The organism is Halostagnicola sp. A56, assembly GCF_000691505.1.
GTDB lineage: Archaea > Halobacteriota > Halobacteria > Halobacteriales > Natrialbaceae > Halostagnicola.
Window position 1 is genome coordinate 190944 of the sequence record NZ_JMIP02000019.1, and the last position, 25228, is coordinate 216171.

A 25228-nucleotide genomic window follows, 5' to 3' on the forward strand; every position below is an offset into this window, starting at 1 on the left:
CAACTAATCTGCGGGGCCCGGACTAGCGGAAATAAGACACAAAATACGCTGTAGCCGTCGGCATCGAGTATCGTATCGCGGGCGGCAGGTGCCGGTGGCGGCTGTCGGTTCTCGGTTCGCAGTCGATCCCGCGGATTTCGCACTCGAGAATCGCGCCACCGTTAGCTGTCGGTCGAAAGTTCCCAGCCCCGCTCCGTTCGCCGGACGACGCCCTCGTCGGCCATGTTCTCGAGCAAGTCGGCGACGATTTCCGGGTGCGTATCGATATCCGCCGCGAGTTCGGTGACCGATTTGGGGTCGCCGCGAACGCTCGCGAGCAGGTCGGCGTAGATCCGATTCTCCGGTCCAGTGCCGACGACCTCCGATACCTGATCGAGCGTCTCACAGAGCTTGCCCTGAACCCACCGCTGGGCCAGCGAGAGTTCGTTCTCGAGGGTTTCGAGGCGCTCGAGCGTTCCGAGTAGCTCCTCGAGTTCGTCGCCCGATTCGGTGGTGGCGTCGTCCGATTCGGTGGGGGCACCGCCCGCTTCCGAGGAAACGTCGCCCGTTTCGGCGGCGACCTCGTCCGCCTCGGCGACGTCGTCGCCCGCTTCCGAGGCGACGTCGACCGAGAGGTGACGGCAGGCGGTGATATCGACGCTATTGTTCGCCGGGTACGCGCTCTTGCTGGCGAAACCGTACGGCGAGACGTTCACCTCGAGGCGGACGTTTCTGGCGATGTGGAAGTACTTCCGCCGTTGATCGTCGACTCGGCTCTCGACCAGTCCGGCCTCGTCTAACTTTCTGAGGTGTTCGATGACCGCCTTTGGACTCACTCCGAGGTACTCCGAGATCTCGGTGACGTAACACGGTTTGCGGGCCAGTAGTCGGAGGATGCGTCTCCGATTTTCGTTCCCCAGCAAATCAAGCAACGCGGCGGAGTCCATCGAGCGAGCCTAGACGGCCGCCGCTGAAAAGCGTGTCTGCTTCGGCGACTGACACCGGGCCGGGCGAACCGGGACAGCGACACAGTTCGATTCCCACCTAGAGTGGGCTACTCGAGTTCGTCGAGCCAACTCGCGTCACTCTCGCTCTCATCGGACCCCGAATCGCTTTCGTTCACGTCTTTGTTGACCTCGGTAGTGCCGTTCTCAGCCCCGTCGCCTCCGGTGTCGATACGCTCGTGTCCGTCGTCAGTCCCGTCCGCCGATTCATCGACCGGGTAGTCGACCACCTCCGTCCCGTTGATCGACCCCTCGAGTACTTCCGCATCGTCACTCCTGTTCGTGACGGGTATCGAGCCGTCGGTCGCGTTCAACGAACTGCCGACCACGTCAGTCGCGTCGGTCGCGTTCACCGGTTCGCCGGGTATATCGGTCGCATTTATCGATCCGTCGGCCACAGCAGCCGTGTTCACCGCGCTATCGGCGAGTGACGTCTCGTTTTCGGCCGCACTGAGAACGGTCGACCCGTTGGTAACGCTCTCCGGATCGATGTCGCCGATATCGGCCGTCGATTCGTTCACCTGATCCTGAACGCTTTCGGGGACGGGATCGGAGAAATCGATTCCGATCAGCCCGTCTGCCGCCTCCGTGACATCGGGCGTCCGAAGGGAGGTTGCACTCGAGTGCAGTTCCTCGAGTGCAGGCACATCGGCGTCGATATCCGTCGCGTGCTGTTCGACGGTCGAGACCGACTTCTCGAGCGCGGAGATCTGGACGGCCAGTCGCGTCATTCGGGCGTCGTAGGCGACTGGGTTCATCTCGTCTTCGTTCGATTCGAGCCGTTCTCTCTCGGCCTCGAGTTCCGCGACTCGGTCCTCGAGCGTCCCGGCCCGCTGCGTGACGATCGATTTGCGCGCCTGGTCGTCGGCGTTCTCGTAACTCGCGTTGAAGATACCGATGTCGACCGCCGTCTCCGTCTCGGCGGCGCTCGATTGCATGAACGTAGAGACGTTAGTGCCGGGCGAGTCCCCGTTCTCGGCTGATTCGGTGTCGGCCTGTGTCGCGTGGCCGGCGGCGGAGGCCGGGCGGTCGCCGGTTTCATCGTCGATCTCGGAGTCGAAGGCGTTCGTGGGCCCGTCGAACGGGTCGGCGAACCCCGCGGTCGCGAGCGGTGCGATCGCGAGACCGACGACTGCGATCAGTACCACGATGAGGATGCCGCGGGAACCACTCATTACCTTCCCTTCCGAACGACCTTCCTAAAAAAGGACGCCTTCGTTCTCATCTTTCACCCGAATGCATACGCCGCGCAGATCCGGTTTGAGCGTTCAAAAACTGCTTTGCGCGAGTCGTTCTAACGAGTCCGGGGAGACACCCGAAACCGGTTCGGCACCGTCCGCCCAGTCGCTCGAAATGCGCTCGTCATAAACGTATCTGCAGAATAGTTATCAGTCCTCGGTCCTTGGTACCGAATGCCATGTTTGAGGTATTCTCGCGGAGCTACTATCTCGGACGACTGTACGTGACGCCGACGGACGACGAGCACGCGTCCATGCAAACCGACCAGCACGAGCGGATCAACGACGCGGTGTATACCTCTGGAGAGGGAATCGAACGACTCGACGCGCCGCTCGTGATGAAACTCGAGTCAGGGCACTTTCCGGTCCACGGCGACGACGGCGTGCCGGAAAACACGCTCGCGGTCCCCGAATCCGTCCTCGATCGAACGCAGATCACGAACCCGCCGTCGCTGAAGGAGGTGTTTCTCGCCCGCCGCGAGCGTGCCCGGCAGTTGCTCGAGTTCGCCGGTGCGTGGCCGCCCGCGGGGGCGGAAAACGAGTATCCCGACGCCGGAACCTAAAAGTGGCCCCGGTTCGCGCTTTTTCTCGATGATCGACCAGTTGCTCGGTCGCGCGTCGCTGAAAGACCGAATCGACGAACTCGAGGACGAAGCCGAGCGACTTCGCAAGCGCTACGAGGCCGAATCCGAGCGGAAAGCCGCCGCCGTGACCGCGAAACAGGATGCCGAAGAGCGCCAGAACCGACTCGAGGACCGCATCGCGCAGTTAGAGGGCGAACTCGAGCGCGTGGACGGAACGGGGGACGACGACGGGGTCGAGTTTCGCCGCGAAGAGCGACTTCGCGGCGCGCGACTTGAGGAGGTGCTCGACCGTCTCGAGTCCGTTCGGACGGGTCCGGAGGGTGCGTGTACGGTGTTTCTCGATCCGCATCGCGAGGAAGACACGCGAAGCGACGGAGAGCGAGACCGGGTGCTTTCCGAGATGCTGGGCAAACGAGCGTCGCTCGCCCGAACCGGCGATCCCTGTCTCGTCTGCGTCGACGACGCCGGACTCGTTTCGGTGCGCCTCGAGCCGCCGGTGCGTCCGGAACGGGACCTCGAGGCGACCTGGGGCGATCGCTTCGAACTCGAGCGCGAGTGGTTTCTCCCGACCGGGACCTACGCGCTCGCGCTGGTTCGAGCGGACCTGTTCGCACTCGGCGTCTACGAGGACGGCGAGCGGATCGACTACAAAGGGTTCGAGAGTGACGTGAAAGGGAGCCACTCGAAAGGCGGCTTCTCCCAGGCCCGGTTCGAACGCATCCGCGACGACCAGATCGACGACCACCTCGAGCGCTGTCACCGGACGCTCGCCGAGTTCGACACCAACCCGCTCTATCTCGTTGGCCAGCGCGGCGTCCTCGAAACGCTCGCCGAAGAAGGCGAGTTCGAACCGCGAGCCAGCGCCGCCGTCGACGCGACCGGCGACCCGAAACCCGCCCTCGAGGACGCCCACCGCTCGTTCTGGACGACCGAACTGGGCGTGTTTTGAAGTCACATCGTCTCGCTTCAACCGACTCTCTCACCGGAAACTCCACCGTTAAGTGGCCGACTGGCTATACTCTCCGTATGCGTATCGCGATTCTGGCCCACGAGAAGTTCCCCGGCCGCGCTAAAACCGCACTCGGAATACTGCGCTACAGCGACGACGAAGCCGTCGCGGTCCTCGACCGTGACAACGCGGGGACTCGAGTCGCCGATCTGGTTCGTGACGTACAGGACGCGCCGATCGTCTCGCGGATGAGCGACGTCGACGAACCCGTCGACGCGCTGGTGGTCGGCATCGCCCCCATCGGCGGCGGGTTCGACGAGAGCTGGCGCGACGACGTTCGAACCGCGCTCGAGCGCGGTTGCGACGTGATCTCGGGACTTCACTACTTCCTCGCCGACGACGCGGAGTTCGCCGCGCTCGCGGCCGAAAACGACTGTGACATCTGGGACGTGCGCAAGCCACCGGTCGATCTGACGGTCAGCGAGGGGAAAGCGGCCGACGTGGACGCCGACGTGATCCTGACGGTCGGGACCGACTGCTCGGTCGGCAAGATGACGGTCTCGATGGAACTGGCCCGCGCGGCCCGCGAGGCGGGACACGACGCCGCGGTGATCCCGACCGGCCAGACCGGAATCATGATCGAGGGCTGGGGGAATCCGATCGACCGCGTCGTCAGCGATTTCGCCGCCGGTGCCGTCGAGGAGATGATCGTCGAGAAGGGCGACGAGCACGACTATCTCTTCGTCGAGGGACAGGGGTCGATCGTCCACCCGGCCTACTCCGCGGTGACCTGTGGCATCCTCCACGGCGCGATGGCCGACCGACTCGTGCTCTGTCACGACGCCGGGCGAGAGGTCATCCACGGCTACGAGTCGTTCTCCCTGCCGTCGATTCCGACCTACGTCGATCTCTACGAGGACCTCGCGTCGCCGGTTCGCGAGACGACGGTCGCCGCGGGCGCGCTCAACACCGCGGGGATCGACGACGAAACGGCCGCCCGCCGCGAACTCGAGGCCTACGGAGACGAACTCGGCGCACCCGCGTCGGATGTCGTCCGGTTCGGCGCGGACCCGATCCTCGAGGCGATCCTATGAGCGAATTCGCGACCGAAATCGAGCGCTGGACGCTCGCGCTCGAGCGGCCCTTTTCGATCGCCCGCGGGACCGCCACCGACACCGAGGTCGTCTTCGTTCGAATCCAGGACGACGAGGGGGTCGTCGGCGTCGGCGGCGCGGCCCCGACGAGACACTACGGCGAGACAGCGGCGACCGTCGAGGCGGTGGTACCGGACCTCCTCGAGATCGTCGAGGAGGTTGGCGACATCCACCAGTTAGAGCGGATCGAACGCCGCATGCGCGAGTCCATCCGGCGGAATCCGGCGGCGCGAACCGCGGTGAGCATCGCGCTCTACGACCTCGCGACCAAACGCCTCGAGATTCCGCTCTACCGGTACTGGGGACTCGACCCGACGGAGACTCCCGAGAGCTCCTACACCATCGGGATCGACGACACGCAGACGATGCGCGAGAAGACCGACGCGGCCAGAGAGCGCGGGTTCGGCACGCTCAAAGTCAAGCTCGGCACCGACAGGGACGAGGAGATCGTTCGCACGATTCGCGAGGCGGCCCCGAACGCGCGACTGTTCGTCGACGCGAACGAGGCCTGGACGCCCAAAGAGGCCGTCGAGACGATCGATCGACTCGCGCCGTACGGCCTCGAGTTCGTCGAACAGCCGGTTCCAGCGGAGAACCCCGAGGGTCTGAAGTACGTGTACGAACGCTCGAGGCTCCCGATCGCCGCCGACGAGTCCTGTCTGGTCAGCACCGACGTGCCGAAGATCGCCGACCGCTGTGACATCGTGAACCTGAAACTCGCCAAGTGCGGCGGACTCCGCGAGGCGATCCGGCTCGTCCACGCCGCTCGAGCGCACGGGCTCGAAGTAATGGGCGGCTGTATGACTGAGTCGAACGCCTCCATCGCGCCGGCCGCCCACCTCGCGCCGTTGCTCGACTACGCCGACCTCGACGGCTCGCTCCTGCTCGCCGAGGACCCCTACGACGGCGTCCCGATGCCCGGCGGAGAAATCGATTTAGCGGGACTCGAGCGGCCGGGAACGGGCGCGGTTAGGTAATTGGTTTTCAGGTTACTCCCAGTCGATGTCCTCGCCGCGTCCGGACTCCCGGAGGATAAACGGGCCGATGGCGAGCGTGCGTTTGGCCATCGTCGCGATCCGGAGGATGTAGGCGATCAACACCAAGAACGGGGTGACGGCGATCGTCGTCGCAGTGACGACGATCCATACGAGAACGTCGATTCCAAGGACGGATCCGCTGGCAGCGGCCGCATCGAAAAAGAGCAACATCGCGGTGGTGACGAGCAGCGCCGGCACCGCGACGTACATCATCGCCCGTGAGAGGTTGATGAGTTCCCACTGGAAGTAAAGCGTCTTGAAGTGTTCGCGAGTGATGCCGAACAGCTTCAGCGACTCGAGTAACTTATCGTAGGCATCGCTCGCGTCGTCGGTGAACGAGTCGGCGTGTGATTCCTTGATCCGGCGCGCGCGGAAAATTTTCCACGAGTAGTTGTAATCGAGCGCTGACTTCACGACGGCGTACGTTCCGAACTGTGCGTCCTCGAGATCGTTTCGGATGGAATCTGCGTGCGTCGTCAGGTTGTCGACGAAGTCGTCGACCCGCTCGACGAGTTCCTCGTCACGGCTATCCGAAACAGCGTCGCGAAACTCCTCAGCGCGCTTCGAGGAGGCCGTGACTATCGCCTGGAGGAACGACGACGGTTCCGGCGGACTCACCGGCGAATCGATCGACGACTCGACGTTCTTGCGAAACTCCATCGATCCCTCGAGCCGTTCGCGTTGGTCTGCGACGGCCCCGAGTTCCTGAGAGAGGACCAGCGAGTTGATCGAGACGACGAGCGTGACGCCGGTGATCAAGGCGGTGACGAGCGCCTGAAACAGCGTCTCGACGGGGTCAGACGCCTCGATGAGCGTTCTGAGCGAGACGGGACTAAGCAGGTTTGCGACGAGCAATCCGACGAAGACGAACAGCATGAGACCGGCGGTGACGAGCCATCGGTTGGCGTTCAAGAGCAACGTATACTTCCACGTCGAGTCGACGCTTCGCTCGGCCATGGTGTCGCTCGGCTGCGAATTGTCGTCGCTCATCGGTGTACTCCAGTAGTCGACGACGGTGTGGAAATAGCTATTGATCGGGTTAGCCGCCGTCGATTGGAACGTTCGTCGACGACGATATTACGATGGTCGTCGAACGCCAGCGTTCGCTCGCGCCGTCTGTCACCGCTCGCGCTCGTCGGACCAGACCTCGAGCGGTCCGTCGTCGGGATCTTTCTGGGGCAACATCGGTCCGACCGACGCCGTCCGCCGCGTGACGGTCGCGGTTCGGAGAATGTACGCGACCAAAAGCGCGAGCGGCGAGACGACGACGGCGATGAGCGCGCTGACGAGGAGCGGGAGGGACCGAACGGCGACGCTCGCACCACCGATATCCGCGTAGAGCAAGCCGATGGTGATCGCGGCGAGGATCGCGGGAACGCCGGAGTAGATCGTCAGTTGCGAAAACCGGGTCAACTCTCGCTGGAGGTAGGTCGTCTTGAAGTGTTCCTGTGCGATGTCGAACAGTCGGAGCGTTTCGATCAGGTCGTCGAAGGCCGCTCGTTGCCCCTCCGAGAGGTTCGACGCGTGCTGGCCCCGCAGAAATCTCGCGGCGTACACCTGCCGATCGTTGTCGTACTCGATCAGCGCGGAAACCGCGTTGAACGTTCCGAACGAAGTTTTCTCGAGCGTCTCGTCGAGCCGTTCGGCGCTCGTCTGGACGCTCGCAACGTACCGATCGACTCGATCCTCGAGCGCGGAATCGTCGTGCCCATCGATCGCCGTTTCGAGATCGGCAGCGCGCTGATGGACCGCTTCGACGAGTACCTCGAGGATCCGCGTCGGTGCTGCCGGACTCGCCGGAACGTCCGTTCGCTCCTCGAGGTCGCGTCGAAACTCCACGACGCCCTCGAGTTCCGAGCGGACCTCTCCCGCGGTCGCGAACTCCTGTGAGAGGATCAGTTGGTTGATCGAGACGACGAGCGTGACGAGCGAGAACGTCCCGGCTATCAGCCCGCTCGCGACCCTCGTGACCGACCCCTCGTTGACGAACGAGACGACCCCGAGTTCGTTCAGCGTGAAAAACAGGACGAACGTCGCGAGCGTGAGCGAGATCGTGATGAACAGTCGATCCCCCTCGATTAGCACCCACTCGCGAACCCGCGTCGAGAGATCCGTTCGATCGCCAGTATCGCCGCTGGAGGATTCGAGCGGTTCGTCTCGGTCGGAAGACCCCATGCGACAAACGGTCACTCTCGGCAGCAATAATGGTCGGCGTTGCAAACAATGACAGCGCCGTTTGGATCGCCAGTTCAACCCGGTACACGACTCGTTCAGGCCCTACACTCAAATGGATCCATCGCGTGCGTTGGGGTATGATCGATGACGGGTATCGAGTCAGTCGGATCCGGGGAGCGCCCGAGCGTCGGAGCGCTCGAGCCGATCGGTGGTCACGAGGGACTCTCGTCCGTCGACGGGTTAGAACCGACGTCGCGGGACGACGACGACAGCCCAGGGGCCGAGGTCGAGCATACTGATGTCTACAGAACGGATACGTCGTCGGAAACTCCTCGCGACGATCGGCGGGGTGACCACCGCGAGCCTCGCCGGTTGCAGCGGCGTCGATGTCGGAACCGAACCCCAGTACGAAGGCGGTGAGGTCGGCGACGTCGACGGCGAGGCGCGAACGAACGCGGAGATGGCGACCGCCCAGAGCGCTGCGGAGGGACAACGCGCGAGCGGCGTGACGCCGGTCGACTCGCTCGAGGTGGTCGATCACGAGTTTGTCTTCGAGAGCGGGTACCTCGGCTCGACCGTTCAGGGAACCGTCCAAAACGAGGGGACAGACAGGATCGAACTCGTCGAAGTCCGGGTCCGGGTCTACGACGAAACCGGGGCGCAACTCGGTCAGTACTTCGACTCGACCGGGGACCTCGACGGCGGAACCTCGTGGGCGTTCCAGGTCATCCTCCTCGAGTCGCCCGCGGACATCGCCGACTACGATATCGCCGTCCTCGGAACGCCAGCGTAGCGCGAGCGATTCGAGACGGAGCGCTCGAGGCAAAAAAGCCCGCTCTCAGTTCTCCTCGTCCTGTAACTCCGCGAGTTCGGATTCGACTTCTTCGTCGGAAACGTCCGTGTTGGATACGTCCGCGTCGAGGTCCTCGAGTTCGTCGTCGGTCGTCTCGGGGGCCGGTTCGGATTCGGATTCGCCGGCGCGACATCGGATTTGAGCGTCTCGAGTTCGGCCTCGACGCCGCTGTCGGTCGAGAGTTCCTCGAGTTCGCGGTCGATGTTGTCCTTATCGGAGAGCACGTCGTCGAACGCGCCCGTCTCGTGGAGTTCGTCCATGGCGGCAGAGCGCGCTTCCATGTCCTCGGTCTGTTCTTCGGCGCGTTCGATCGCGCGGCCGACGTCCTCGAACTCCTCGCCGGTGGCTGTCATCGCCTCCGAGACCGTCGAACTCGCCTCGGCGGCCTCGTAGCGCGCTTTCATCGTCTCCTTTTTCGTTCGGAACTCCTCGATCCGGCTCTGGAGTTCGTCTTTCTGCTCGATGAGCCGGTCCTGCTGGCTCTGGAGCTCGGAGACCTGCCGTTCCAGATCCTCGATCTGGTTCATCTTCGTCTTTTTCTTCTCGAGGGCGCGTCGAGCGAGGTCTTCGCGGTCCTGCTCGACCGCGGTCCGGGCCTGCTCGTTGTGCTTGTCGACGTTGTCCTCGAGCCGGCGTTTTTGCATCTCGAGGCGCTTTTTCTGCGTGGTGAGATCGGCGATCCCTCGCTTGACGTCCTGGAGCTGGTCGCGCATCTGCTCGTAGGAGTAATCGAGCGTTTCGGTCGGGTCCTCGGCTCGGTTGAGCACCGAGTTGATTTTCGACCGGATGACGTACGAGGTCCGAGAGAGGATGCCCATACTCCCTAGCTATCGCTCGTCACCCTTAAAAACATCACTTCGATAACAGTCCGAGACAACTCCAGGCGGTTCGAGCCGGTTACCGCCGCTCGAGAGGCGATTCTCGCCGTCCGAACGTCTCGAGTGACGACCACGGTTCGACCGCCCCGAGCGACGGCTACGGATCGACCGCCCCGAGAGACGGCTACGGATCAACCGCCCCGAGAGACGGCTACGGATCGACCGCCAGCGAGCGAACCGCGAACGTATCGTCGACCACTATCGTCGCCGTCCGCACGATTCCGTCCTCGTCCTCGAGTTCGACCTCGAGGCCGAGCCGCGCTGGGTCCCGCGACTCGACGCGTGCGGTCGGCGTCGGCTGCTCCCAGTCGTAGCGGTCGGGCTCGAGACCGGCCTCGGCGAGCGCGCCCACGACGCGACCGTCGGCGAGCAGCGCCCCGAGCGGGTCCACACCGACGAGAAATGTGCAATCGTCGCAGACGATTTCGACCCAGTGACCGTCCACTTCGGCGGCGATCCGATCGCCGTCGGCGTCCTCGTCGTCGCCCTCGTCCCGGAGAGCCTCGAGGCGGAGGTCGACGGTCGTCGTCCCGGCGCAGAACGGACACTGGCCAGTCCGTGCCAGGTCGATGTCGCGCCCAGCACGGCGGGTGACCGCGTCGGCGATCGCGTCGGCGTCGCGGCCCTCGAGGCCGTTTTTCGGGAACGGGTAGGTGAAGCCGGTCCACTCACAGGCCGCACAATCGACGGTTGCGAACCCCCGATCGTACCGCACCACCGGCGCTTGGTCACAACGGGGACACGCCGAATCGATCGCGGCTGGCCCGTACTCGAGGTGCTCGGTCGGGCGGTGTGCGAGGACGGTTCGGTACAGCGCCGTCACGCTCGCCGTCGGGACGTAGCCGTCCTCGAGTTTCCTGACGTAGACTCCCCGAAGCTTGTCGAGGTGGTAGTTGAACTGCCCGCTGTCGCGCAGTCCGACCGCCCCCATCAACTCGGCGTAGGACTTCGGCTCCGTGTAGACGGCATGCCAGTCCTCGAGCAGCGCCAGCAGGATGTCGAGGCGAATCTCGTGTCCGAGCAGCGAGAACGCCTCCCGAACCCCGTCCCGATCGTCACCGTTCGCGCTTTCGTCGTTCCGGTTTACGTCCCCGTCGTTCCCGTTCTCGCTCCCGTCGTCTCTCCCCATGAGTGCTCGTTCGCCCGAGGCCGCAATGATCGTTCTGGACTCGAGGATGGTCGTTGACCGCTCGAGCCGGACTGGCGAAAACAGAGAGACTGCGGGCGATCGCTCGAGCGGAGCCGACGGACGTGTCAATATGCAGTATGAAACGCAGTTCACAAAGCCGTTACGTTCCTTCCGATCCATCGTCGAACTGATGACCGAGAATTCGACCGCGGAATCTGCGACCGCGTCACTCGCCGCCCGCCTTCGACGACGCGTTCGATCGTTCGAGCCGATGTACCTGGCGTTTCTGGGACTGCTCGCGATCCCGAGTTACGTCTTCGACTCGCTTGCCGTTCTGGAAGTCTTCGAGATCTTCTATCTCGCCTTCCTCTGGCCGTTCGTCGCGCCGCTGCTCGAGGCGGTGTTGCAACGGGGGACCGACGCGGACGAGGCCGTCGAGCCGACCGACTGGATCGACATGGGCCACTGGAGCGAGTACGCCGTCTGGCTGCTTTCGATTCCGTTGACGTTTCTCAACCCCTTCGTCCTGGCCCAGGACTTCCGACAGTGGCTCGGCACGCTCCTCGCGCTCGCGCGCCACCGCGGCTCCGTTCCCGAGGCCGGAGACGCCGACCGACAGGTCTCCTACCGGCTGCCCTTCGACGGCGCGTGGACGGTCGTCAACGGCAGCCACAGCCGAGACTACTCCCACTCGTGGTTTCCGGTCAATCAGCGCTACGCCTACGATTTCGTTATCACCGACGCAGAGGGGAGCACCCGTCCCGACAGCGCGGCCGCGACCGTCGAGAATTACTACTGCTACGACGAACCGATCCTCGCGCCCGCCGATGGGGTCGTGATCGACACCTTCGACGGCGACCTCGAGCCGTCCCGCGCGGGCGGGTTCTCCCACCCGCTCAAGCGAGACATCCGCGGCAACTACGTCGTGATCCAGCACGCGCCCGACGAGTATAGCTGTCTGGCCCACCTCGTGCCGGGGAGCGTGACGGTCGAACCCGGAGAGCGAGTCGAGCGCGGCCAGCGAGTCGGCCGCTGTGGCCACTCCGGGAACTCCTCGGAGCCCCACCTGCACTTCCAACTGCAGGATCAGCCGAACTTCGCGCTCGCGACGAGTCGGCCGATCGCCTTCGACGATGTCGCCTTCGAGTGGCCCGGTGCCGAGGCGCCGATCACCGAACCGTACCTCGGCGCGAGCGGGGACGATGGCGGTGCACGCAACGTCGCGCTTCCCGGGGATTTGGCGGACGGCACCTACCGCGCTCGAGCCTTCCTCACCGCCGGTCAGCGCGTGGCCCACGTCGGCCACGACGCCGACGCGGACCGGGCCGACAGCGACGCTCCCGACGACCGGCGCCGCGAGATCGCCACGGGAGCGAAAGCGAATCGCCGTCGCCCGGCGAGCGTCGCGCTCGGACGGATCGGCTTCGGAGCCTGCGTCGGCGGCGTCGCGGCGGTCGTTGCGTCGATTTTCGTCTCCCCGCTGACCGTCGCCGGACTCCTCGGCGTCGCCGCGGCGGCCGCTCCGCTCGCGAGGATCGCAGACCGGTCCATACACGACGCCGACGGGAGACTCGAGCGTCGACTCGAAGCAGTTGGAACCGCCGCCGGCATCGCCGCAGTTGGTGCGGCCGTGGCGTGGTACGGGCTGACCGACCCAGCGGTCGGTTTCGGCCCGCGCACCCTCGGCGTATCGGCCTTCCTGCTCGGGTTCATCGTCGACGCCGCCGCCGGCGAGTACGACAGGCGACAGTTGCGCGAGTCGTTTCGCGGCGTCGTCTCCCCCGCGACCGCCTGATCCAGCCGACCGTCGCCGACCGCCTCGAGAACCGATGACGCGGTTTTGATTAGCCGTCGGACCGATCGACCGGTATGAGCGACGTGCTGATTCCCGGCGGTCGCGACGTTCGCGGAACGCTCGAGGAGCCCACGTTCAGCGATCAGGCGGGCGAACGCGCTCCGAACGCAATCGTCGTCGCCTGCCCGCCTCATCCCCAACAGGGCGGCTCCCGAAGCGACCAGCGGCTCCGCGCGGTGAGCGAGGCACTCATCGAGGACGGGATTGCCTGTCTGCGCTTCGATTACGGCCCCTGGGACGAGGGATACGGCGAGCGCGAAGACGTTCGAAACGCCATTCGCTGGGCGGACGAGCGATACGAACGGGTCGGCGTCTTCGGCTACAGCTTCGGCGCGACGCTCTCGTTGCTGGCCACAGCGGCTCTCGATCCGAGTCCCGATGCCGTCGCCGCCCTGGCACCGACCGCACGGCTCGCCGACGACCTCGATGCACTCGAGGCGATGGACGGGCTCGAGCCGCCGACTCATGTTCTTTACGGCGAACGCGATACGACGGCCGAGTGGAAACCGGTCGTCGAATGCGCACGCGAGCGGGGCGACGAAACGACTGCGCTGGCGGGCGACCACTTCTTCGTCGGCGCACAGGACGATATCGCGTCGACCGTCGCGTCGTTCTTCATGCGAACGCTGCTCGAGTCGACCTGATGGACCCTCCGAGCGGTCGGAAATCCGCTCGAGTCGGAGGCAGTTACAGTGCCTTCGTGAACTGCTATTCGCCGTGTCGATCCGACAGATTAGTCTCGGCCGTGTCGCGTGAGACACTTCGAGAGTCCGATCAACTCCACGGGTTCCGAATTATCGGGGGAGTAGACGACCATCTGCCCTTTCTCCATGTAGGGCACTTTCGACTCGAGGCTGCTCGGGATGTTCACGCTCTTGATGGCGTCCTCGTCGCCGAGATTGAGGACGACGGTCGTGTTGATCTGTTTGAAGACCGCGTCGTCGATGTCCTGCGGGTCCTGCGTGATCAGAAAGAGACCCAGTCGCTCCTTTCGACCCTGCTTTGCAGCCTCGGTGAACTTGCGGATTACCTTCCCCGCCTGCACGCTGTCGGCGTCGGTCAGGAAGTTGTGGGCCTCGTCCATTCCCAGAATTAGCGGCGTCTCCTTGATCCGGTCGTAGGTCGGATCGTTCGAGAGCTTCTGGTCGATGAGCAGACTCGAGAGCGCGAGGACGACGGCTTCGGTCGCCCTCGAGTCGTTGATGTGATAGGTCGGAACCACCGAGAGCCCGCCGGGGCGGACGAACTCGTGTATCAGGTCGGTGATCGGCCGGGCGTCCTGGTCGAAGACGTGGCCGAAGCCGAGGACGCGCCGGCGGACGGCGTCGAAGGTCGCCTCGTGGACCCGGCCAGATTCGTCGAGTTCCTCCCGCAGCGCCGGGTCGTCGAGGAAGGTCGTGAACTCGCGGTACGTTCCGTCGGGGCCGTACTGGTCTCGAAATCGCGGGAGCAGGACGCTCGTGAGCGCGCCGTACTGGTTGTCGTTGAGGCCGCTGCCGGCGACGAGCCACGGGTTCTCGTGGACCATCGAGAACGGAATCGTGAACGCGACCTGCTCGGCGCGGTGGTGACCCGCCGCGTACGACGAGTCCCCCACTTTCGGCACGAACGCGGTGGTCTTCTCGACGCCGCCGTAAGCGATGTTCTCGCGCTCGAGTCGGCGCGCGAACTCGTCGTCCAGTTCGGGGTTGTCGTCGTGCATCTGGGCGTACTCGTCCTGCGGGTCGAACTGGACGACCGCGGGCTGGACATCACGGCCGTCGTCCATCGGGTACGTTCGGTCCTCGGCGAGGTACTGCCGAAGGACGTTCTTCGCGGCGTGGGTCTTCCCCGACCCCGTTCCGCCAGCGACCAGCGAGTGTCGAAAGACGAGCGGGTCGCCCGCCTCGTAGTCGTCTTTCAGCGGGTAGTCGATCGTCGGCGGCGAGGCGGCCGTCCGAACCTTCTCGCCGCCGACCGAGAGGTGGCCGAGGAAGACGCCATCCTCGGGGATCTTCAGCCCAGTCTTGATCTCCTCGGTGTCGTCTGCCGTCCGGATCACCGTCTGGGGTTTGGGCACCCGATCGGTCATCCGACGCTTGAGCTCGCCATCATCATCGTACAACACCGCGACCGGCTCGAGCGAGGCGATGAACTTGAAGTCGGCCTCGTCGATGCCGTCCCGGCGCATCGCCCGCCGGGCGTGGATTTCCGTCGCGTCGTCGGCGTGGTACTGCTGGGCGTACTCGAGGCCCGTGATTCGACAGAACAGGGTCTCGTCGCTCGCCGCTCCCGCCGGGCCGTCGCCTCCGGCCGGCGAGCCCGTGGCCTGCCCCGTCTCCTCGGGATAGGACGCGAGCAGGTACGTTCCGATCCTGATGTCGGATCGGTTCCCCCGCGTGACGTAGGCCCGAAGCGTCGTGTCGTCTTCGTCCTCGGCGATTCGAAGGCCCTGGGAAACGCAGATGGTACCGATGCCGATGTCTTCGCCCTGCGGGTCCACCGCCGGTGACTCGAACTCGTCGGCGGCGGTCGCGGCGTTCGTTTCCGTCCCGCCGCCGGCCGAACTGTCGGCCGAATCCGCCGTCCCGCTCGAGTCGTCGCCGCCGTCGGCGGCGTGGTCGGTGAAATCGCCCAGATCGCTCATATACACGATATCTTATTCGTCCCTCAAAGAAATACCGAGACACGTGTCGGAGTTGTGTTCCGGACGGCGGCGACTCGAGAACAAACGGTACGAGAGCGAGTCGGACAACCGAATTCGTGGAGAGAAACGAACGATTCAGCGCTGGTGAATTACATGGCTTCGTGGACCTGAATTATTAGAACGAGAGGAGGTTCTTCGGTTCGATTCTACTGGACGGTTGGGCCGGTATTCTACTGGTTGTGATTGCAGTCACGAGTTTTTTCATCGCTTCGACGATTGGTCTGCGATTTCTCGCAACCGCGGGAATCCCCAATAAATAGATCTGCGTGTGCCGACTTCTGAGTCCGTATCGGACGGATCGCTAGCGTTCGTACGCGCTGCAGGCCTTTTTGTGAGGGAGTCCTGTCGTAGCCACGTTTCGAGTCGACCTCCAGTTTCATGATAACATGACTCGTATGTGCGAGTGACTATGCCAGAGGACCCCGCCCTCGAGGACATCGACGACGTCGTCCACGAACCCAGCCAGGAGTTCGTCGAGTCCACGAACGCCTACGAGTTCATGCAGACGTACGGAATCGACGACTACGACGAGTTGATCGAACGGACGACGACCGATCTCGAGGGGGTCGAGGAAAGCGGCGTCGACTGGTTCTGGGACGAACTCGTCGACTACCTCGGGATCGAGTTTTTCGACCCCTACGACTCGGTCAGAGACGACAGCGACGGCCCGCAGTTCACGGAGTGGTATCCGGGCGGGGCGCTCAACATCGCGCACAACACGGTCGACCGTCACGCGGCAGTCGGCGAACCCGCCCGAAATCGGGTTGCGACGATCTGGGAGGGCGAGGACGGCGAGTGTCGGCAGATGACCTATCAGGAACTCCGGCGGCGGTCGAATCAGGTCGCCAACGCGCTCGAGCACTCGGGGATCGAGACCGGCGACACAGTCGGCCTCTACATGCCGATGGTGCCGGAGGTCGTCCCGATCCTTTATGGCTGTTTCAAGGTCGGCGCGATCGCGGTGCCGATCTTTTCCGGGTTCGGCGTCGACGCCGTCGCGACGCGGATCGACGACGCCGCGTGTTCGGTCCTGTTCACCGGCGACGGCTTTCTCCGGCGGGGGAAGCCGGTCTTTCTAAAGTCCACTGCCGACGCGGCGATCGACCAGGTCGGCCACGTCGAGCGGACGATCGTCTTCGACCGCCTCGGCTCGAGCAATCCGACGAGCGAACACGAGATTCCGTGGACCGACGGCCGTGACGAGTGGTGGGCCGACGCCGTCGAGACCGCGGACGACGAGTACGAGACGAAATCGCTCGAGTCGAGCAGGGAGTCGATGCTGCTGTACTCCTCGGGAACGACGGGGACGCCGAAGGGGATCGTCCACACCCACGCGGGTATCCAGGTGCAGTGTGCGAAGGAATTGCACTTCGGGTTCGACCTCGAGCCCGCTGACCGGTTCTTCTGGGTGAGCGACATCGGCTGGATGATGGGGCCGTGGACCCTGATCGGCGTCCACACCTTCGGCGGCACAGTCTTCATGTACGAGGGGGCACCCGACTACCCGAATCCGGACCGGTTCTGGGAGCTGATCGACCGACATGAGATCACTCAGTTCGGAATCTCGCCGACCGCGATACGGGCGCTTCGAAAACACGGGGATAGCTGGATCGAGGGTCACGACCTCTCTTCGCTGCGAGTTTTGGGGTCGACCGGCGAGCCGTGGGACCCCGAATCCTGGCGCTGGTTCTACGAGCACGTCGGCGGCGGCGAGTGTCCGATCATCAATATCTCCGGCGGCACCGAGATCTGCGGCTGCTTTCTGATGCCGATGCCGACCGAGCCCCTGAAACCCTGTACGCTCGGCGGACCGGGACTCGGGATGGACATCGACGTCGTCGACGCCGCAGGCGAGTCGGTCAGGGACGACCACGAACGCGGCTTCCTCGTCGCTCGAGACTCCTGTCCCTCGATGACGAAGTCGCTCTGGTCGGGCGACGACCGCTACCTCGAGGAGTACTGGTCGACGTTCGCGGACCCGCCGCTGTGGAACCACGGCGACTGGGCGCAGGTGGACGACGACGGCTTCTGGTTCCTCCACGGCCGGGCCGACGACGCGCTAAATGTCGCCGGGCGGAAGGTCGGCCCGGCCGAAGTCGAAGGCGCGCTCATCGACCACGAGGCGGTCACCCAGGCCGCCGCGGTGGGCGTCCCCGACGAGACGACCGGGACCGCCGTCGTCGCCTACGTCATCGCCGGCGACGACGTGGCAGAAAGCGACGAGTTGCGCGACCGGCTTCGCGAGCGGGTCGGCGACGAACTCGGGAAGCCCTTCCGACCCAGAGAGATCCTTTTCGTCGACGACTTCCCCAAAACCCAGTCCGGGAAGATCATCCGCCGAGCCATCGAGGCGACCTACGCGGGCGAGGATCCCGGCGACATGGACAGCATCGAGAATCTGGAAGCGCTCGAGGAACTCGAGTCAGCCAACTGATCAACGAGGGTCGTACGGATTCGTCGGCGTCGTGAGGCGAGCAATATCGTCTATCCGATCGAAATCGTCGTCGAACGCGTACAGGTACTCGAGTCCGTTCGATTGCAGATACGCGACGAGACAGGCATCAACGAACGAGAGTGCGTCGTAGGTCCGGAATACTGATTTGGCGGTCGCTCGCTCGTCTGGGTCGAGCGTGTCGACGTGGAACCGGACGTTTTCTTCTACTCGATCGAGAAAATCGACGGCTGCCTCGTGACCGGCGTGTATTGTGAGCCCGTTGAGTGTCTCGGCGAGTACGTAGTTGAGAACGACAGCTTCCGGGAGTGACTGGTCGTCTATCCCCCGCAGGATCGGCAATGCATCTTCGTGGCTTGCATCTCGACGATAGCTCGCACCGAACAACACCGATATATCGACGACAGCGCGTGGCATTCACTCGAGTCCCCAGTCGTCGTGATCGGACGCCGCATCCGTCTCCTCGTCACCGTCGTAGCCCGCGAAGTTGGCGAACGATCCACCCCGACGGTGGACGACCTCGATTCGCACCGTTCCGTCGTCCTCGACGCTCCATCGAAGTTGATCGCCGTCGTCGATCTCGAGTTGTCGGCGGATCCGAGCGGGAATGTTCGCCTGGTTCCCGGAGACCTCACTCTCCGCGTCGACACGATCGGTGCTCATAATTGTGGAAACTCGCCACGGGAATAAATATCGTGTGGTGGATTACTGATGGGACGACTCCGTCCCGTTACGCTTTACCCCTGCCGGGCCGAATCGAGGAGCAATGACTGCCCAGACCGTCCAGCGGGGCGACCTCGTCACCGTCATCGGCCTCGAGGTTCACGTCCAACTGGAAACCGACACGAAGATCTTCTGTCGCTGTTCGACCGAGCCGGCCGACGACCCCAACGAGAACGTCTGTCCCGTCTGTCTCGGACTCCCCGGCGCGTTGCCGGTGCTGAACGAGGGAGCCGTCGAGGCCGCCGTCAAGATCGGGAAAGCCATCGACGCAGACATCCCCAAGGAAACCCGCTTCCACCGGAAGAACTACTACTACCCCGACCTGCCGAAGAACTTCCAGATCACCCAGTACGACGAACCGATCTGTCAGGAAGGGGAACTCGAGATTCCGGTCGAGGGCGAGCGCCGCGACGTTCGCATCGAACGCGCACATCTCGAGGAAGACCCCGGCAGCCTCCAGCACGTCGGCGGCAGCATCGACAGCGCGGACTACACCCTCGTCGACTACAACCGCGCTGGGACGCCGCTCATGGAGATCGTCACGGCACCCGACTTCCGGAGCGCCTCGGAAGTGCGGGCCTTTCTGGCCGAACTCGAGGAGGTGCTCGAGTACCTCGGCGTCTTCGACGCCGGCCGGGACGGCAGCCTGCGGATCGACGCCAACCTCTCGATCATCGAGAGCGAGGAAGCCGACGAGAACGGCGAGATCGGGGTCGACGCGCTCGAGGCCGCAAACCGGACGGAGGTCAAGAACATCTCGAGTCACAAGGGTGCGGAGAAGGCCTTGGCCTACGAGGAGACCCGACAGAAAAACGCCATCGAACGCGGCCGCGTCGTCGAACAGGAGACCCGCCACTGGGACGAGAGCCGCGGAATCACGGTCTCGATGCGCTCGAAGGAAGAAGAAAAGGACTACCGCTACTTCGAGGAGGCAGACCTCCCGCCGCTTCGGGTCTCCCACTGGAAGGACGAGATCTCGATCCCCGAACTGCCGACCGCTCGACGCGAACGGTTCCAGTCCGAGTACGGCCTGAGCGAGGAGGCGGCTTCGAAGCTCACCTCGACCAAGCAGGTCGCGGACTTCTACGAGTCGGTCGCTGGCGAGTTCGACCCCGACCTTGCGGCGACCTGGGTCGCGGACAACCTGCTCGGCGAACTGAACTACCGCGACATGGAGATCACGGACATCGCGGATCGACTCGGGGAGGTCACCCGACTCGTCGAACTCGTCGCCGAGGACGAGATCACGGCGAAAAACGCCCGCGAGACGGTGCTTCGGGACATGCTCGACGAAGGAGAGGAACCCGATTCGATCGTCGAGGCGGCCGGACTCGGCAAGACAGACGACGACGAGGTCCAATCCGCCGTCGTCGAGGCCATCGAGGAGAACCCCGACGCCGTCGGGGACTACGAGAGCGGCGACGACGGCGCGATCAACTTCCTCGTCGGGCAGGTCATGCAAAAGACCGGCGGCAGCGCCGATCCGGGCGACGTGAATCAGTTACTGCGTGCGGAACTCGAGGACTGACTGTCTCGGGGTCGCTTCCAGACCGCACGAATCACTTTCGCGAAATTCGTCGATTCCACAGGCGCTCGAGTTCGCGGAACCCCAGTTCCGCAATCGCGTCGGTTAAGAGCCGAGACAGTGTGACTTTGCACCATGGATCGGATCATACTGGGAAACGACGAGTTCGAGGGGGAGAACAATGCCTACGTTCTACACGAGGGGGATTCTCTCGCGCTCGTCGACACGGGGATCGCGACGACCGACGTTCGTGACGACCTCCGGGAGGGACTGGCCGAGTACGGCTACGAGTTCGCGGACGTCGACGATATCGTGCTCACGCACTTTCACCCCGATCACGCCGGACTAGCGGGTGAAGTGCAGTCCGAGAGCGACGCGACCGTCTATGTCCACGAGGCCGACGCCCCGCTCGTCGAAGGCGACGAGGCGGCGACCGCCGCGCTGGACGAGCGCCGACGGGAGTACCTCGAGGCGTGGGGAATCCCCGCCGCGAAACGCGAGGAACTGCTGGATGTCGTCACGGCGGTAACCGGTTTGAGCGAAACGCACCCGACCGTAACGCCCATCGAGAACGGCGACACCCTCGAGGTCGGTGGCCTCACCCTCGAGGCGGTCCACGCGCCCGGGCACGCGCTGGGGCTGTGCTGGTTCGAGATCGTCGGCCGTAACGAAGCGTTCGTCGGCGACGTAATCCTCCCCGTCTACACGCCGAACGTCGGCGGCGCGGACGTCCGTGTCGAGCGGCCGCTCGAAACGTACCTCGAGACGCTCCGAGCGCTCGCCGATCGGGACTACGACCGCGTCTGGCCCGGTCACCGCGATCCGATCGAAGAGCCGACCGAGCGGGCGCTGACGATCATCGATCACCACCGCGACCGAACGGAGCGCGTCGTCGCCGCCCTCGAAGAACACGGCCCCGCGGACCCCTGGACCGTCAGCGCCGAACTCTTCGGCGAACTCGAGGGGATTCACATCGTCCACGGACCGGGCGAGGCGTTCGCCCACCTCGATCACCTCGTCCACGAAGGAGTGGCTTCGGTCGAGGACGGCCAGTACCGACTCGTCGACGGCGACGCGGATCTCGAGTCGGTCGTGCCGACGGCGGAGCCGAACTGACTGAGACGAACCGGCGGGTCAGAGTTCGGTCCGAATCGTCTCGAGGTCCCGTTCGTCGTGGCCACAGAGAACCGTCGCGTCGCTTCGGCGCTGTTCGTCAGCGAGGAATCGGCGGCTCTCGGTCCACGCGCGTTTGCTCCAGAGGAGTTCGCCGCCCATCGGATGGGCGTCGTCGTAGTTCTCTCGAGTGTAGGCCTGATCGCCCGCGAGGATCACGGTACCGGCTTCCTCGAGATCGAGCCGAACGCCGAGCAATCCGGGCGTGTGGCCGGGCAAGTGGAGGAACTCGAGGTCGGCAAAGTGCTGTTCGCGCTCACCGTGGACGATTCGCCAGTCGAGGTCTCGGTCGAAGTCCCCGGCGAGGTAGGCCTCGTCGCCCGCGTCCGTCTTGGCGCTGTAGTAGGCGAACTTGAGTTCGCGCTCGTGGACGAAAATCGGCGTGTCGGTCCCCTCGAAGGCGTACAGTCCGCCGGCGTGATCGAGGTGTAAGTGCGTCTGGATCACGTAGTCGATGTCGTCGACGGAAAACCCGGCCGTCTCGAGGTCGTCCTCGAGCGGGCGTAGTCCGGTGTGTTCGAACGCTGCGTACAGTTCGGCGGGCCAGTGGCCCGAATCCGCGTCGGGATGTGAGCCCGTATCCCAGAGGATCGTTCCGTCGGGATGTTCGATGACGAGGTTGTACACCGGACCGTCGACCATCACCGTCTCGGGGTCGGATTCGGCCGCCGAACCGAGCGTGTGGCCCTCGAGTATGTTGTTGATGTCGGTCGTTATCGTCCCGCGCTCGAGCAGGTAAACGTTCGCGTCGACCATACCCAGAGGACGGGAGCCGGGCTGAAATACGTGGGCGTGTCGGCTCGTCCGAACGAGTCGGGTCGACGGCGCGAAGGTGGCCGTCACAGAGCGGTTCCACACTCTCTCCGTCACCGCCGAACGCATGACTATTAACCGCTCGAGGGATAACTAGTGATAAGAGGTATTTTCGTGAATATGATACACAGCGTTTCGACGCACGGTGGTACCGCGTGAACCCATCTCGAGTCGATTTTCTGGTCGACCTCGCCTACGGCTTGATGATCTTCGTTTCGGTCGTACTCTTTAACTTCGTCGGGACCCGCGTCGGCATCGCGTTCGGGCTCGGCGTGATGATCTCCTACGTGATCCACGTGGTCTGGAAGATGGCCCGGTTCGATCCCGAGTGGATGACCAAGGAGGTCACACAGAACGTCGAAGACACGCTCACTCGAGAGGTCGACGAGGTCATCGACAAACTCGAGACGGTCAACGAGCGCGTCGATCGGCGGCCGCGGGCGGAGGAAGTCGAAGAAACGGTCGACCAGAAAGTCGACGAAACCGTCGACGAAAAAGTAGACGAGACCGTCGACAAGAAAGTCGATCAAACGGTCGATGAGAAAGTTGTCGAGACTGCACTGCGCACAAATTAGATTACCATTGCTTTCACCCCTAAATACAAGCGTGTATTCAATACTACTGTAGAATATGATTTCACTCCTAACGCGGTTGTCATTGTAACTGCTGTCGAATGAAAAGAAAGCGGAATTAATAGAACACGTATATAATGCTTCTGGCCCCTACTGATTGTATGTTTGCGGGAGGACTCCCGCCTCGTCGAGCGCGTCGTCCCAGCGCCCAAAGCGCCTCCGGTACGTGCCGATGCTGTGATTGCCGTGCTTGTTCATATCAGTTGTCGTCGGTGTGCGGCCTAGTTCGTCAGCAAGTCGGTTCAGTTCAGCAAGCAACGTTTCGTTCGGAATCTCGCCATCGCCACTGGCCTTGATCCCCGCCCCCTCGAGCGCTTCCTTCCAGGACCCAAATCGGTCGCTGTATGTTCGGTAGTGAAACTCCCCGTCGCTGGCCATCTCGTTTGCAGCTGGGGCCCGACCGAGTTCGTCAGCCAACCGTGTAAGTTCCTCGAGCAATTCCTCGTCGGTAACTCGGCGCTTCCGTGACGCCTTGAGATCGATCTCGGCAAGTGCTTCGCTCCACGACCCGAATCGGTTGTTGTACGTGAGCGCGCTGAACTCTCCCTGCTCGTTCATCTCGGTTGTGGTCGGTGGATGCCCGAGGTCGTCGGCAAGACGACGGAGTTCATCGATGAGATCCTCCCGCGGAATCTTCATTTCAGAGTACTTTCGACTTCACTCCTAAGACTGTTATGGGCGTTTGAGTATCGCGATAGTCTCCGTTGAGGAGATGTCGTATTCGACAAGGCGACCAGCATCTATAACAAGTGCAGTTCACGACTCCGGGATCGGCGGCTTCGAACTGGGCCGAGAAGTGATATAATACGACTGCAATTAGCCCCTCCTACCATTAGTCCTCATTAACAAGCGAGTAGGTCCGCCCCTTCCGGTCACCCTTTGATTCGATCAGATCATAGTGAGTCATCTTCGAGAGGTAATTCCGGAGCGTTCGCCTGGTATTCGGATCGTCGACGATCTCCTCGTACGCGTCGTACAACTCCCCGGGTTCGACCTCCCCACGCTCCTCGATGACGTCGTACAGGATACGTTGGTGCTCAGTCAAATCGTCGATGATCTGCTGGCGCAACTTATTCCGCGTCTGTGGCTCTGCGGTCTCGACGATCTCGTCGGTGATCCGCTCCTCGCCTTCGCGAGCGGCGATCCGGGCGGCCGTATGGAGGATGCCGATCCCAACACGGGCGTCACCCGATGCGGTGTGGGCAATCGACTGGATCTGGTCGTCATCGATCACCTGCGGTTCCAGTCCTTGCCGAGCTCGCTCGGAGAGGATCTCCACGAGTTCCTCGGTCCCGTAGCGGTCGAAGTAGACGCGAGTCCCAGCTCGCAATCGGGACCGAACACGGTCGTCGAAGCCGGCGAACATCTCTTCCTCCCGGTTCGCGATCAACACGAGGTGGACGTGTGGCAAGCGGTGGAGGTCGTACAGCGTTTCCGACTCTTCGTGCTGGTCGATCTCATCGAGGACCGCCACAATTGGGTCGTCGGTCTCCTGGAGAAGTTTGAACAGCTGGTCTTTCGGCGTCGATCGGTGGACGTCCCGCGCCTGGTCGATCTCCTCAAGGAGTCGGTAGTGAACGCGAAAGCGGGTGAACTCCTGCCAACAGTTGATGTAGGCGGTCTTGATATCGGGGCGTTGGTCGGTGAGTTGGTCTAGGACGTATTTCGCGGTGCACGTTTTCCCGGCCCCCGTCGGGCCCAGCATAAACGCCGTTTCCGGTCGCTCGCCGTCGAGAACCGGCTCGAGGGTCGCCGAGAGGTGATTCAATTCGTCGTTCCGGTGTTCGATTTCTCTAGGGACGAAGTCCTCGTGCAGGACGCGGTGGTCGACGATCATACTCGAGACATTCAGGATTTCGTGAGATAAGCGTCTCCGGGGCACTTCCGATAGTTCCGATTTCCGATACGGGGTTAGTCGTTGAGGACGTCCACTGCTTCCGCGGGGGAGACGCCGTGTTCGACCAGGCGGTCGGCTGCCAGCTGCCACGCGTAGTTCGCGATCTCGGGGTCGGCGTCTTCGAACTGGACCGAGAAGCGAGTCAATGCAACTGCGATTAGGAGGTCGTCGCATTTTGCTGCGGACATCGTGGGGTCTGGCCGTGGCATCGGACTTAAACTCTCGCAGAAGGGGTTGAGTAGGATGGAACGTGTGACTGAATGCGCACGAGAAGGTGGTGATTTAGTGTGTCAATCGGTCTGTTGGCAACAACAGACTCCCCCACATCCTCCCCGTTCGCGTTTGGAGGTTAGCCTATAGCCATTTCAATCTTGTTGCCGATTTGACATGGATATTCGGAGTGGAAATCTGCAGTAGTGGCCGCTACCAGCGACAAAGGTGATAGGAAAACGCCAGGTGAGCTTGTATCGACATGGGGGAAGTCAACCGATT

General features: G+C 63.4%; 23 protein-coding genes and 1 pseudogene. 11 read left to right on the top strand and 13 right to left on the bottom strand.

The genetic code is table 11. The annotated features are described in order from the left end of the window. Window positions 1-161: 161 nt before the first annotated feature. The gene (locus EL22_RS10925) at window positions 162-926 is read right to left on the bottom strand and encodes a metalloregulator ArsR/SmtB family transcription factor (RefSeq protein WP_050051526.1); all 765 of its coding nucleotides are present in this window, start codon (window positions 924-926) and stop codon (window positions 162-164) included. 107 nt (window positions 927-1033) lie between these two features. After that, a complete protein-coding gene (locus EL22_RS10930) occupies window positions 1034-2158 on the bottom strand; it encodes a hypothetical protein (protein ID WP_050051527.1) in 1125 nt (374 codons plus the stop codon). 242 nt (window positions 2159-2400) lie between these two features. Here EL22_RS10930 and EL22_RS10935 point away from each other — a divergent pair, with 242 nt between their 5' ends. From EL22_RS10935 to EL22_RS10950, 4 genes are all read left to right on the top strand, one after another. Continuing rightward, complete coding sequence (locus tag EL22_RS10935) at window positions 2401-2784, top strand: DUF5802 family protein (protein WP_050051528.1); 384 nt, start codon at window positions 2401-2403, stop codon at window positions 2782-2784. 28 nt (window positions 2785-2812) lie between these two features. Then, complete coding sequence (locus EL22_RS10940; RefSeq protein ID WP_050051529.1) at window positions 2813-3754, top strand: Vms1/Ankzf1 family peptidyl-tRNA hydrolase; 942 nt, start codon at window positions 2813-2815, stop codon at window positions 3752-3754. Between the two features lie 77 nt (window positions 3755-3831). Next, window positions 3832-4848, top strand: coding sequence for a DUF1611 domain-containing protein (locus tag EL22_RS10945; RefSeq protein WP_050051530.1), 1017 nt, complete (start codon window positions 3832-3834; stop codon window positions 4846-4848). Further along, window positions 4845-5885, top strand: coding sequence for a dipeptide epimerase (locus EL22_RS10950; protein WP_050051531.1), 1041 nt, complete (start codon window positions 4845-4847; stop codon window positions 5883-5885). Before EL22_RS10945 ends, EL22_RS10950 begins: the two co-directional genes overlap by 4 nt. Before the next feature lie 12 nt (window positions 5886-5897). Here the strand turns inward: EL22_RS10950 and EL22_RS10955 are convergent, their stop codons facing one another. Next, a complete protein-coding gene (locus EL22_RS10955) occupies window positions 5898-6935 on the bottom strand; it encodes a hypothetical protein (RefSeq protein ID WP_050051532.1) in 1038 nt (345 codons plus the stop codon). A gap of 129 nt (window positions 6936-7064) precedes the next feature. Continuing rightward, the gene (locus EL22_RS10960; protein ID WP_050051533.1) at window positions 7065-8120 is read right to left on the bottom strand and encodes a hypothetical protein; all 1056 of its coding nucleotides are present in this window, start codon (window positions 8118-8120) and stop codon (window positions 7065-7067) included. A gap of 295 nt (window positions 8121-8415) precedes the next feature. Between EL22_RS10960 and EL22_RS10965 the strand changes: the two genes are divergently transcribed. After that, window positions 8416-8913: an FxLYD domain-containing protein gene (locus tag EL22_RS10965; RefSeq protein ID WP_394298905.1), complete on the top strand. Its 498-nt coding sequence runs from the start codon at window positions 8416-8418 to the stop codon at window positions 8911-8913. Between the two features lie 45 nt (window positions 8914-8958). On the opposite strand, the pseudogene EL22_RS10970 reads toward EL22_RS10965, so the two are convergent. Then, window positions 8959-9791, bottom strand: a pseudogene (locus tag EL22_RS10970) (PspA/IM30 family protein). 211 nt (window positions 9792-10002) lie between these two features. Then, complete coding sequence (locus EL22_RS10975) at window positions 10003-10980, bottom strand: helix-turn-helix transcriptional regulator (RefSeq protein ID WP_050051535.1); 978 nt, start codon at window positions 10978-10980, stop codon at window positions 10003-10005. On the opposite strand from EL22_RS10975, the gene EL22_RS10980 reads away from it, so the two are divergent. Continuing rightward, entirely contained in the window at window positions 10979-12775 is a 1797-nt protein-coding gene (locus tag EL22_RS10980) for a M23 family metallopeptidase (protein ID WP_231587931.1), read from the top strand. The genes EL22_RS10975 and EL22_RS10980 overlap by 2 nt on opposite strands. A gap of 74 nt (window positions 12776-12849) precedes the next feature. Further along, the gene (locus tag EL22_RS10985) at window positions 12850-13479 is read left to right on the top strand and encodes an alpha/beta hydrolase (RefSeq protein ID WP_050051536.1); all 630 of its coding nucleotides are present in this window, start codon (window positions 12850-12852) and stop codon (window positions 13477-13479) included. An 89-nt stretch (window positions 13480-13568) separates the two neighbouring features. Here EL22_RS10985 and EL22_RS10990 read toward each other — a convergent pair whose 3' ends face one another. Next, window positions 13569-15461 carry an ATP-binding protein gene (locus tag EL22_RS10990; protein WP_050051537.1) on the bottom strand — a complete coding sequence of 631 codons (1893 nt, stop codon included), beginning with the start codon at window positions 15459-15461 and terminating at the stop codon, window positions 13569-13571. 469 nt (window positions 15462-15930) lie between these two features. Here EL22_RS10990 and EL22_RS10995 point away from each other — a divergent pair, with 469 nt between their 5' ends. Continuing rightward, complete coding sequence (locus EL22_RS10995; protein WP_050051538.1) at window positions 15931-17955, top strand: AMP-binding protein; 2025 nt, start codon at window positions 15931-15933, stop codon at window positions 17953-17955. Here EL22_RS10995 and EL22_RS11000 read toward each other — a convergent pair whose 3' ends face one another. Both EL22_RS11000 and EL22_RS11005 read right to left on the bottom strand, forming a co-directional pair. Next, on the bottom strand, window positions 17956-18390 hold the full coding sequence (locus EL22_RS11000; RefSeq protein ID WP_050051539.1) for a PIN domain-containing protein: 435 nt from the start codon (window positions 18388-18390) through the stop codon (window positions 17956-17958). Beyond that, a complete protein-coding gene (locus tag EL22_RS11005; protein ID WP_050051540.1) occupies window positions 18391-18636 on the bottom strand; it encodes an AbrB/MazE/SpoVT family DNA-binding domain-containing protein in 246 nt (81 codons plus the stop codon). A 103-nt stretch (window positions 18637-18739) separates the two neighbouring features. On the opposite strand from EL22_RS11005, the gene gatB reads away from it, so the two are divergent. Continuing rightward, window positions 18740-20224: an Asp-tRNA(Asn)/Glu-tRNA(Gln) amidotransferase subunit GatB gene (gatB, locus tag EL22_RS11010; protein WP_050051541.1), complete on the top strand. Its 1485-nt coding sequence runs from the start codon at window positions 18740-18742 to the stop codon at window positions 20222-20224. A 132-nt stretch (window positions 20225-20356) separates the two neighbouring features. Beyond that, window positions 20357-21337, top strand: coding sequence for an MBL fold metallo-hydrolase (locus EL22_RS11015; RefSeq protein ID WP_050051542.1), 981 nt, complete (start codon window positions 20357-20359; stop codon window positions 21335-21337). A gap of 18 nt (window positions 21338-21355) precedes the next feature. Here the strand turns inward: EL22_RS11015 and EL22_RS11020 are convergent, their stop codons facing one another. After that, window positions 21356-22150, bottom strand: coding sequence for an N-acyl homoserine lactonase family protein (locus EL22_RS11020; RefSeq protein ID WP_050051543.1), 795 nt, complete (start codon window positions 22148-22150; stop codon window positions 21356-21358). Window positions 22151-22362: 212 nt separating this feature from the next. Here EL22_RS11020 and EL22_RS11025 point away from each other — a divergent pair, with 212 nt between their 5' ends. Beyond that, on the top strand, window positions 22363-22782 hold the full coding sequence (locus EL22_RS11025; RefSeq protein WP_050051544.1) for a hypothetical protein: 420 nt from the start codon (window positions 22363-22365) through the stop codon (window positions 22780-22782). A gap of 147 nt (window positions 22783-22929) precedes the next feature. On the opposite strand, the gene EL22_RS11030 is transcribed toward EL22_RS11025, so the two are convergent. The 3 genes from EL22_RS11030 to EL22_RS18065 form a co-directional block, all read right to left on the bottom strand. Beyond that, window positions 22930-23478 carry a homing endonuclease associated repeat-containing protein gene (locus tag EL22_RS11030; RefSeq protein WP_050051545.1) on the bottom strand — a complete coding sequence of 183 codons (549 nt, stop codon included), beginning with the start codon at window positions 23476-23478 and terminating at the stop codon, window positions 22930-22932. A 193-nt stretch (window positions 23479-23671) separates the two neighbouring features. After that, on the bottom strand, window positions 23672-24676 hold the full coding sequence (locus EL22_RS11035; protein WP_050051546.1) for a Cdc6/Cdc18 family protein: 1005 nt from the start codon (window positions 24674-24676) through the stop codon (window positions 23672-23674). Between the two features lie 74 nt (window positions 24677-24750). Continuing rightward, window positions 24751-24924 (bottom strand): hypothetical protein, encoded by a 174-nt coding sequence (locus EL22_RS18065; RefSeq protein WP_197075891.1) that lies wholly within the window; start codon window positions 24922-24924, stop codon window positions 24751-24753. Window positions 24925-25228: the final 304 nt, after the last annotated feature.

Bases quoted from the DNA above. Each gene is read 5' to 3' on its own strand.
- EL22_RS10925 (WP_050051526.1), bottom strand. From the start codon at position 926: ATGGACTCCGCCGCGTTGCTTGATTTGCTGGGGAACGAAAATCGGAGA.
- EL22_RS10930 (WP_050051527.1), bottom strand. From the start codon at position 2,158: ATGAGTGGTTCCCGCGGCATCCTCATCGTGGTACTGATCGCAGTCGTC.
- EL22_RS10935 (WP_050051528.1), top strand. From the start codon at position 2,401: ATGTTTGAGGTATTCTCGCGGAGCTACTATCTCGGACGACTGTACGTG.
- EL22_RS10940 (WP_050051529.1), top strand. From the start codon at position 2,813: ATGATCGACCAGTTGCTCGGTCGCGCGTCGCTGAAAGACCGAATCGAC.
- EL22_RS10945 (WP_050051530.1), top strand. From the start codon at position 3,832: ATGCGTATCGCGATTCTGGCCCACGAGAAGTTCCCCGGCCGCGCTAAA.
- EL22_RS10950 (WP_050051531.1), top strand. From the start codon at position 4,845: ATGAGCGAATTCGCGACCGAAATCGAGCGCTGGACGCTCGCGCTCGAG.
- EL22_RS10955 (WP_050051532.1), bottom strand. From the start codon at position 6,935: ATGAGCGACGACAATTCGCAGCCGAGCGACACCATGGCCGAGCGAAGC.
- EL22_RS10960 (WP_050051533.1), bottom strand. From the start codon at position 8,120: ATGGGGTCTTCCGACCGAGACGAACCGCTCGAATCCTCCAGCGGCGAT.
- EL22_RS10980 (WP_231587931.1), top strand. From the start codon at position 10,979: ATGAGTGCTCGTTCGCCCGAGGCCGCAATGATCGTTCTGGACTCGAGG.
- EL22_RS10975 (WP_050051535.1), bottom strand. From the start codon at position 10,980: ATGGGGAGAGACGACGGGAGCGAGAACGGGAACGACGGGGACGTAAAC.
- EL22_RS10985 (WP_050051536.1), top strand. From the start codon at position 12,850: ATGAGCGACGTGCTGATTCCCGGCGGTCGCGACGTTCGCGGAACGCTC.
- EL22_RS10990 (WP_050051537.1), bottom strand. From the start codon at position 15,461: ATGAGCGATCTGGGCGATTTCACCGACCACGCCGCCGACGGCGGCGAC.
- EL22_RS10995 (WP_050051538.1), top strand. From the start codon at position 15,931: ATGCCAGAGGACCCCGCCCTCGAGGACATCGACGACGTCGTCCACGAA.
- EL22_RS11000 (WP_050051539.1), bottom strand. From the start codon at position 18,390: ATGCCACGCGCTGTCGTCGATATATCGGTGTTGTTCGGTGCGAGCTAT.
- EL22_RS11005 (WP_050051540.1), bottom strand. From the start codon at position 18,636: ATGAGCACCGATCGTGTCGACGCGGAGAGTGAGGTCTCCGGGAACCAG.
- gatB (WP_050051541.1), top strand. From the start codon at position 18,740: ATGACTGCCCAGACCGTCCAGCGGGGCGACCTCGTCACCGTCATCGGC.
- EL22_RS11015 (WP_050051542.1), top strand. From the start codon at position 20,357: ATGGATCGGATCATACTGGGAAACGACGAGTTCGAGGGGGAGAACAAT.
- EL22_RS11020 (WP_050051543.1), bottom strand. From the start codon at position 22,150: ATGGTCGACGCGAACGTTTACCTGCTCGAGCGCGGGACGATAACGACC.
- EL22_RS11030 (WP_050051545.1), bottom strand. From the start codon at position 23,478: ATGAAGATTCCGCGGGAGGATCTCATCGATGAACTCCGTCGTCTTGCC.
- EL22_RS11035 (WP_050051546.1), bottom strand. From the start codon at position 24,676: ATGATCGTCGACCACCGCGTCCTGCACGAGGACTTCGTCCCTAGAGAA.
- EL22_RS18065 (WP_197075891.1), bottom strand. From the start codon at position 24,924: ATGTCCGCAGCAAAATGCGACGACCTCCTAATCGCAGTTGCATTGACT.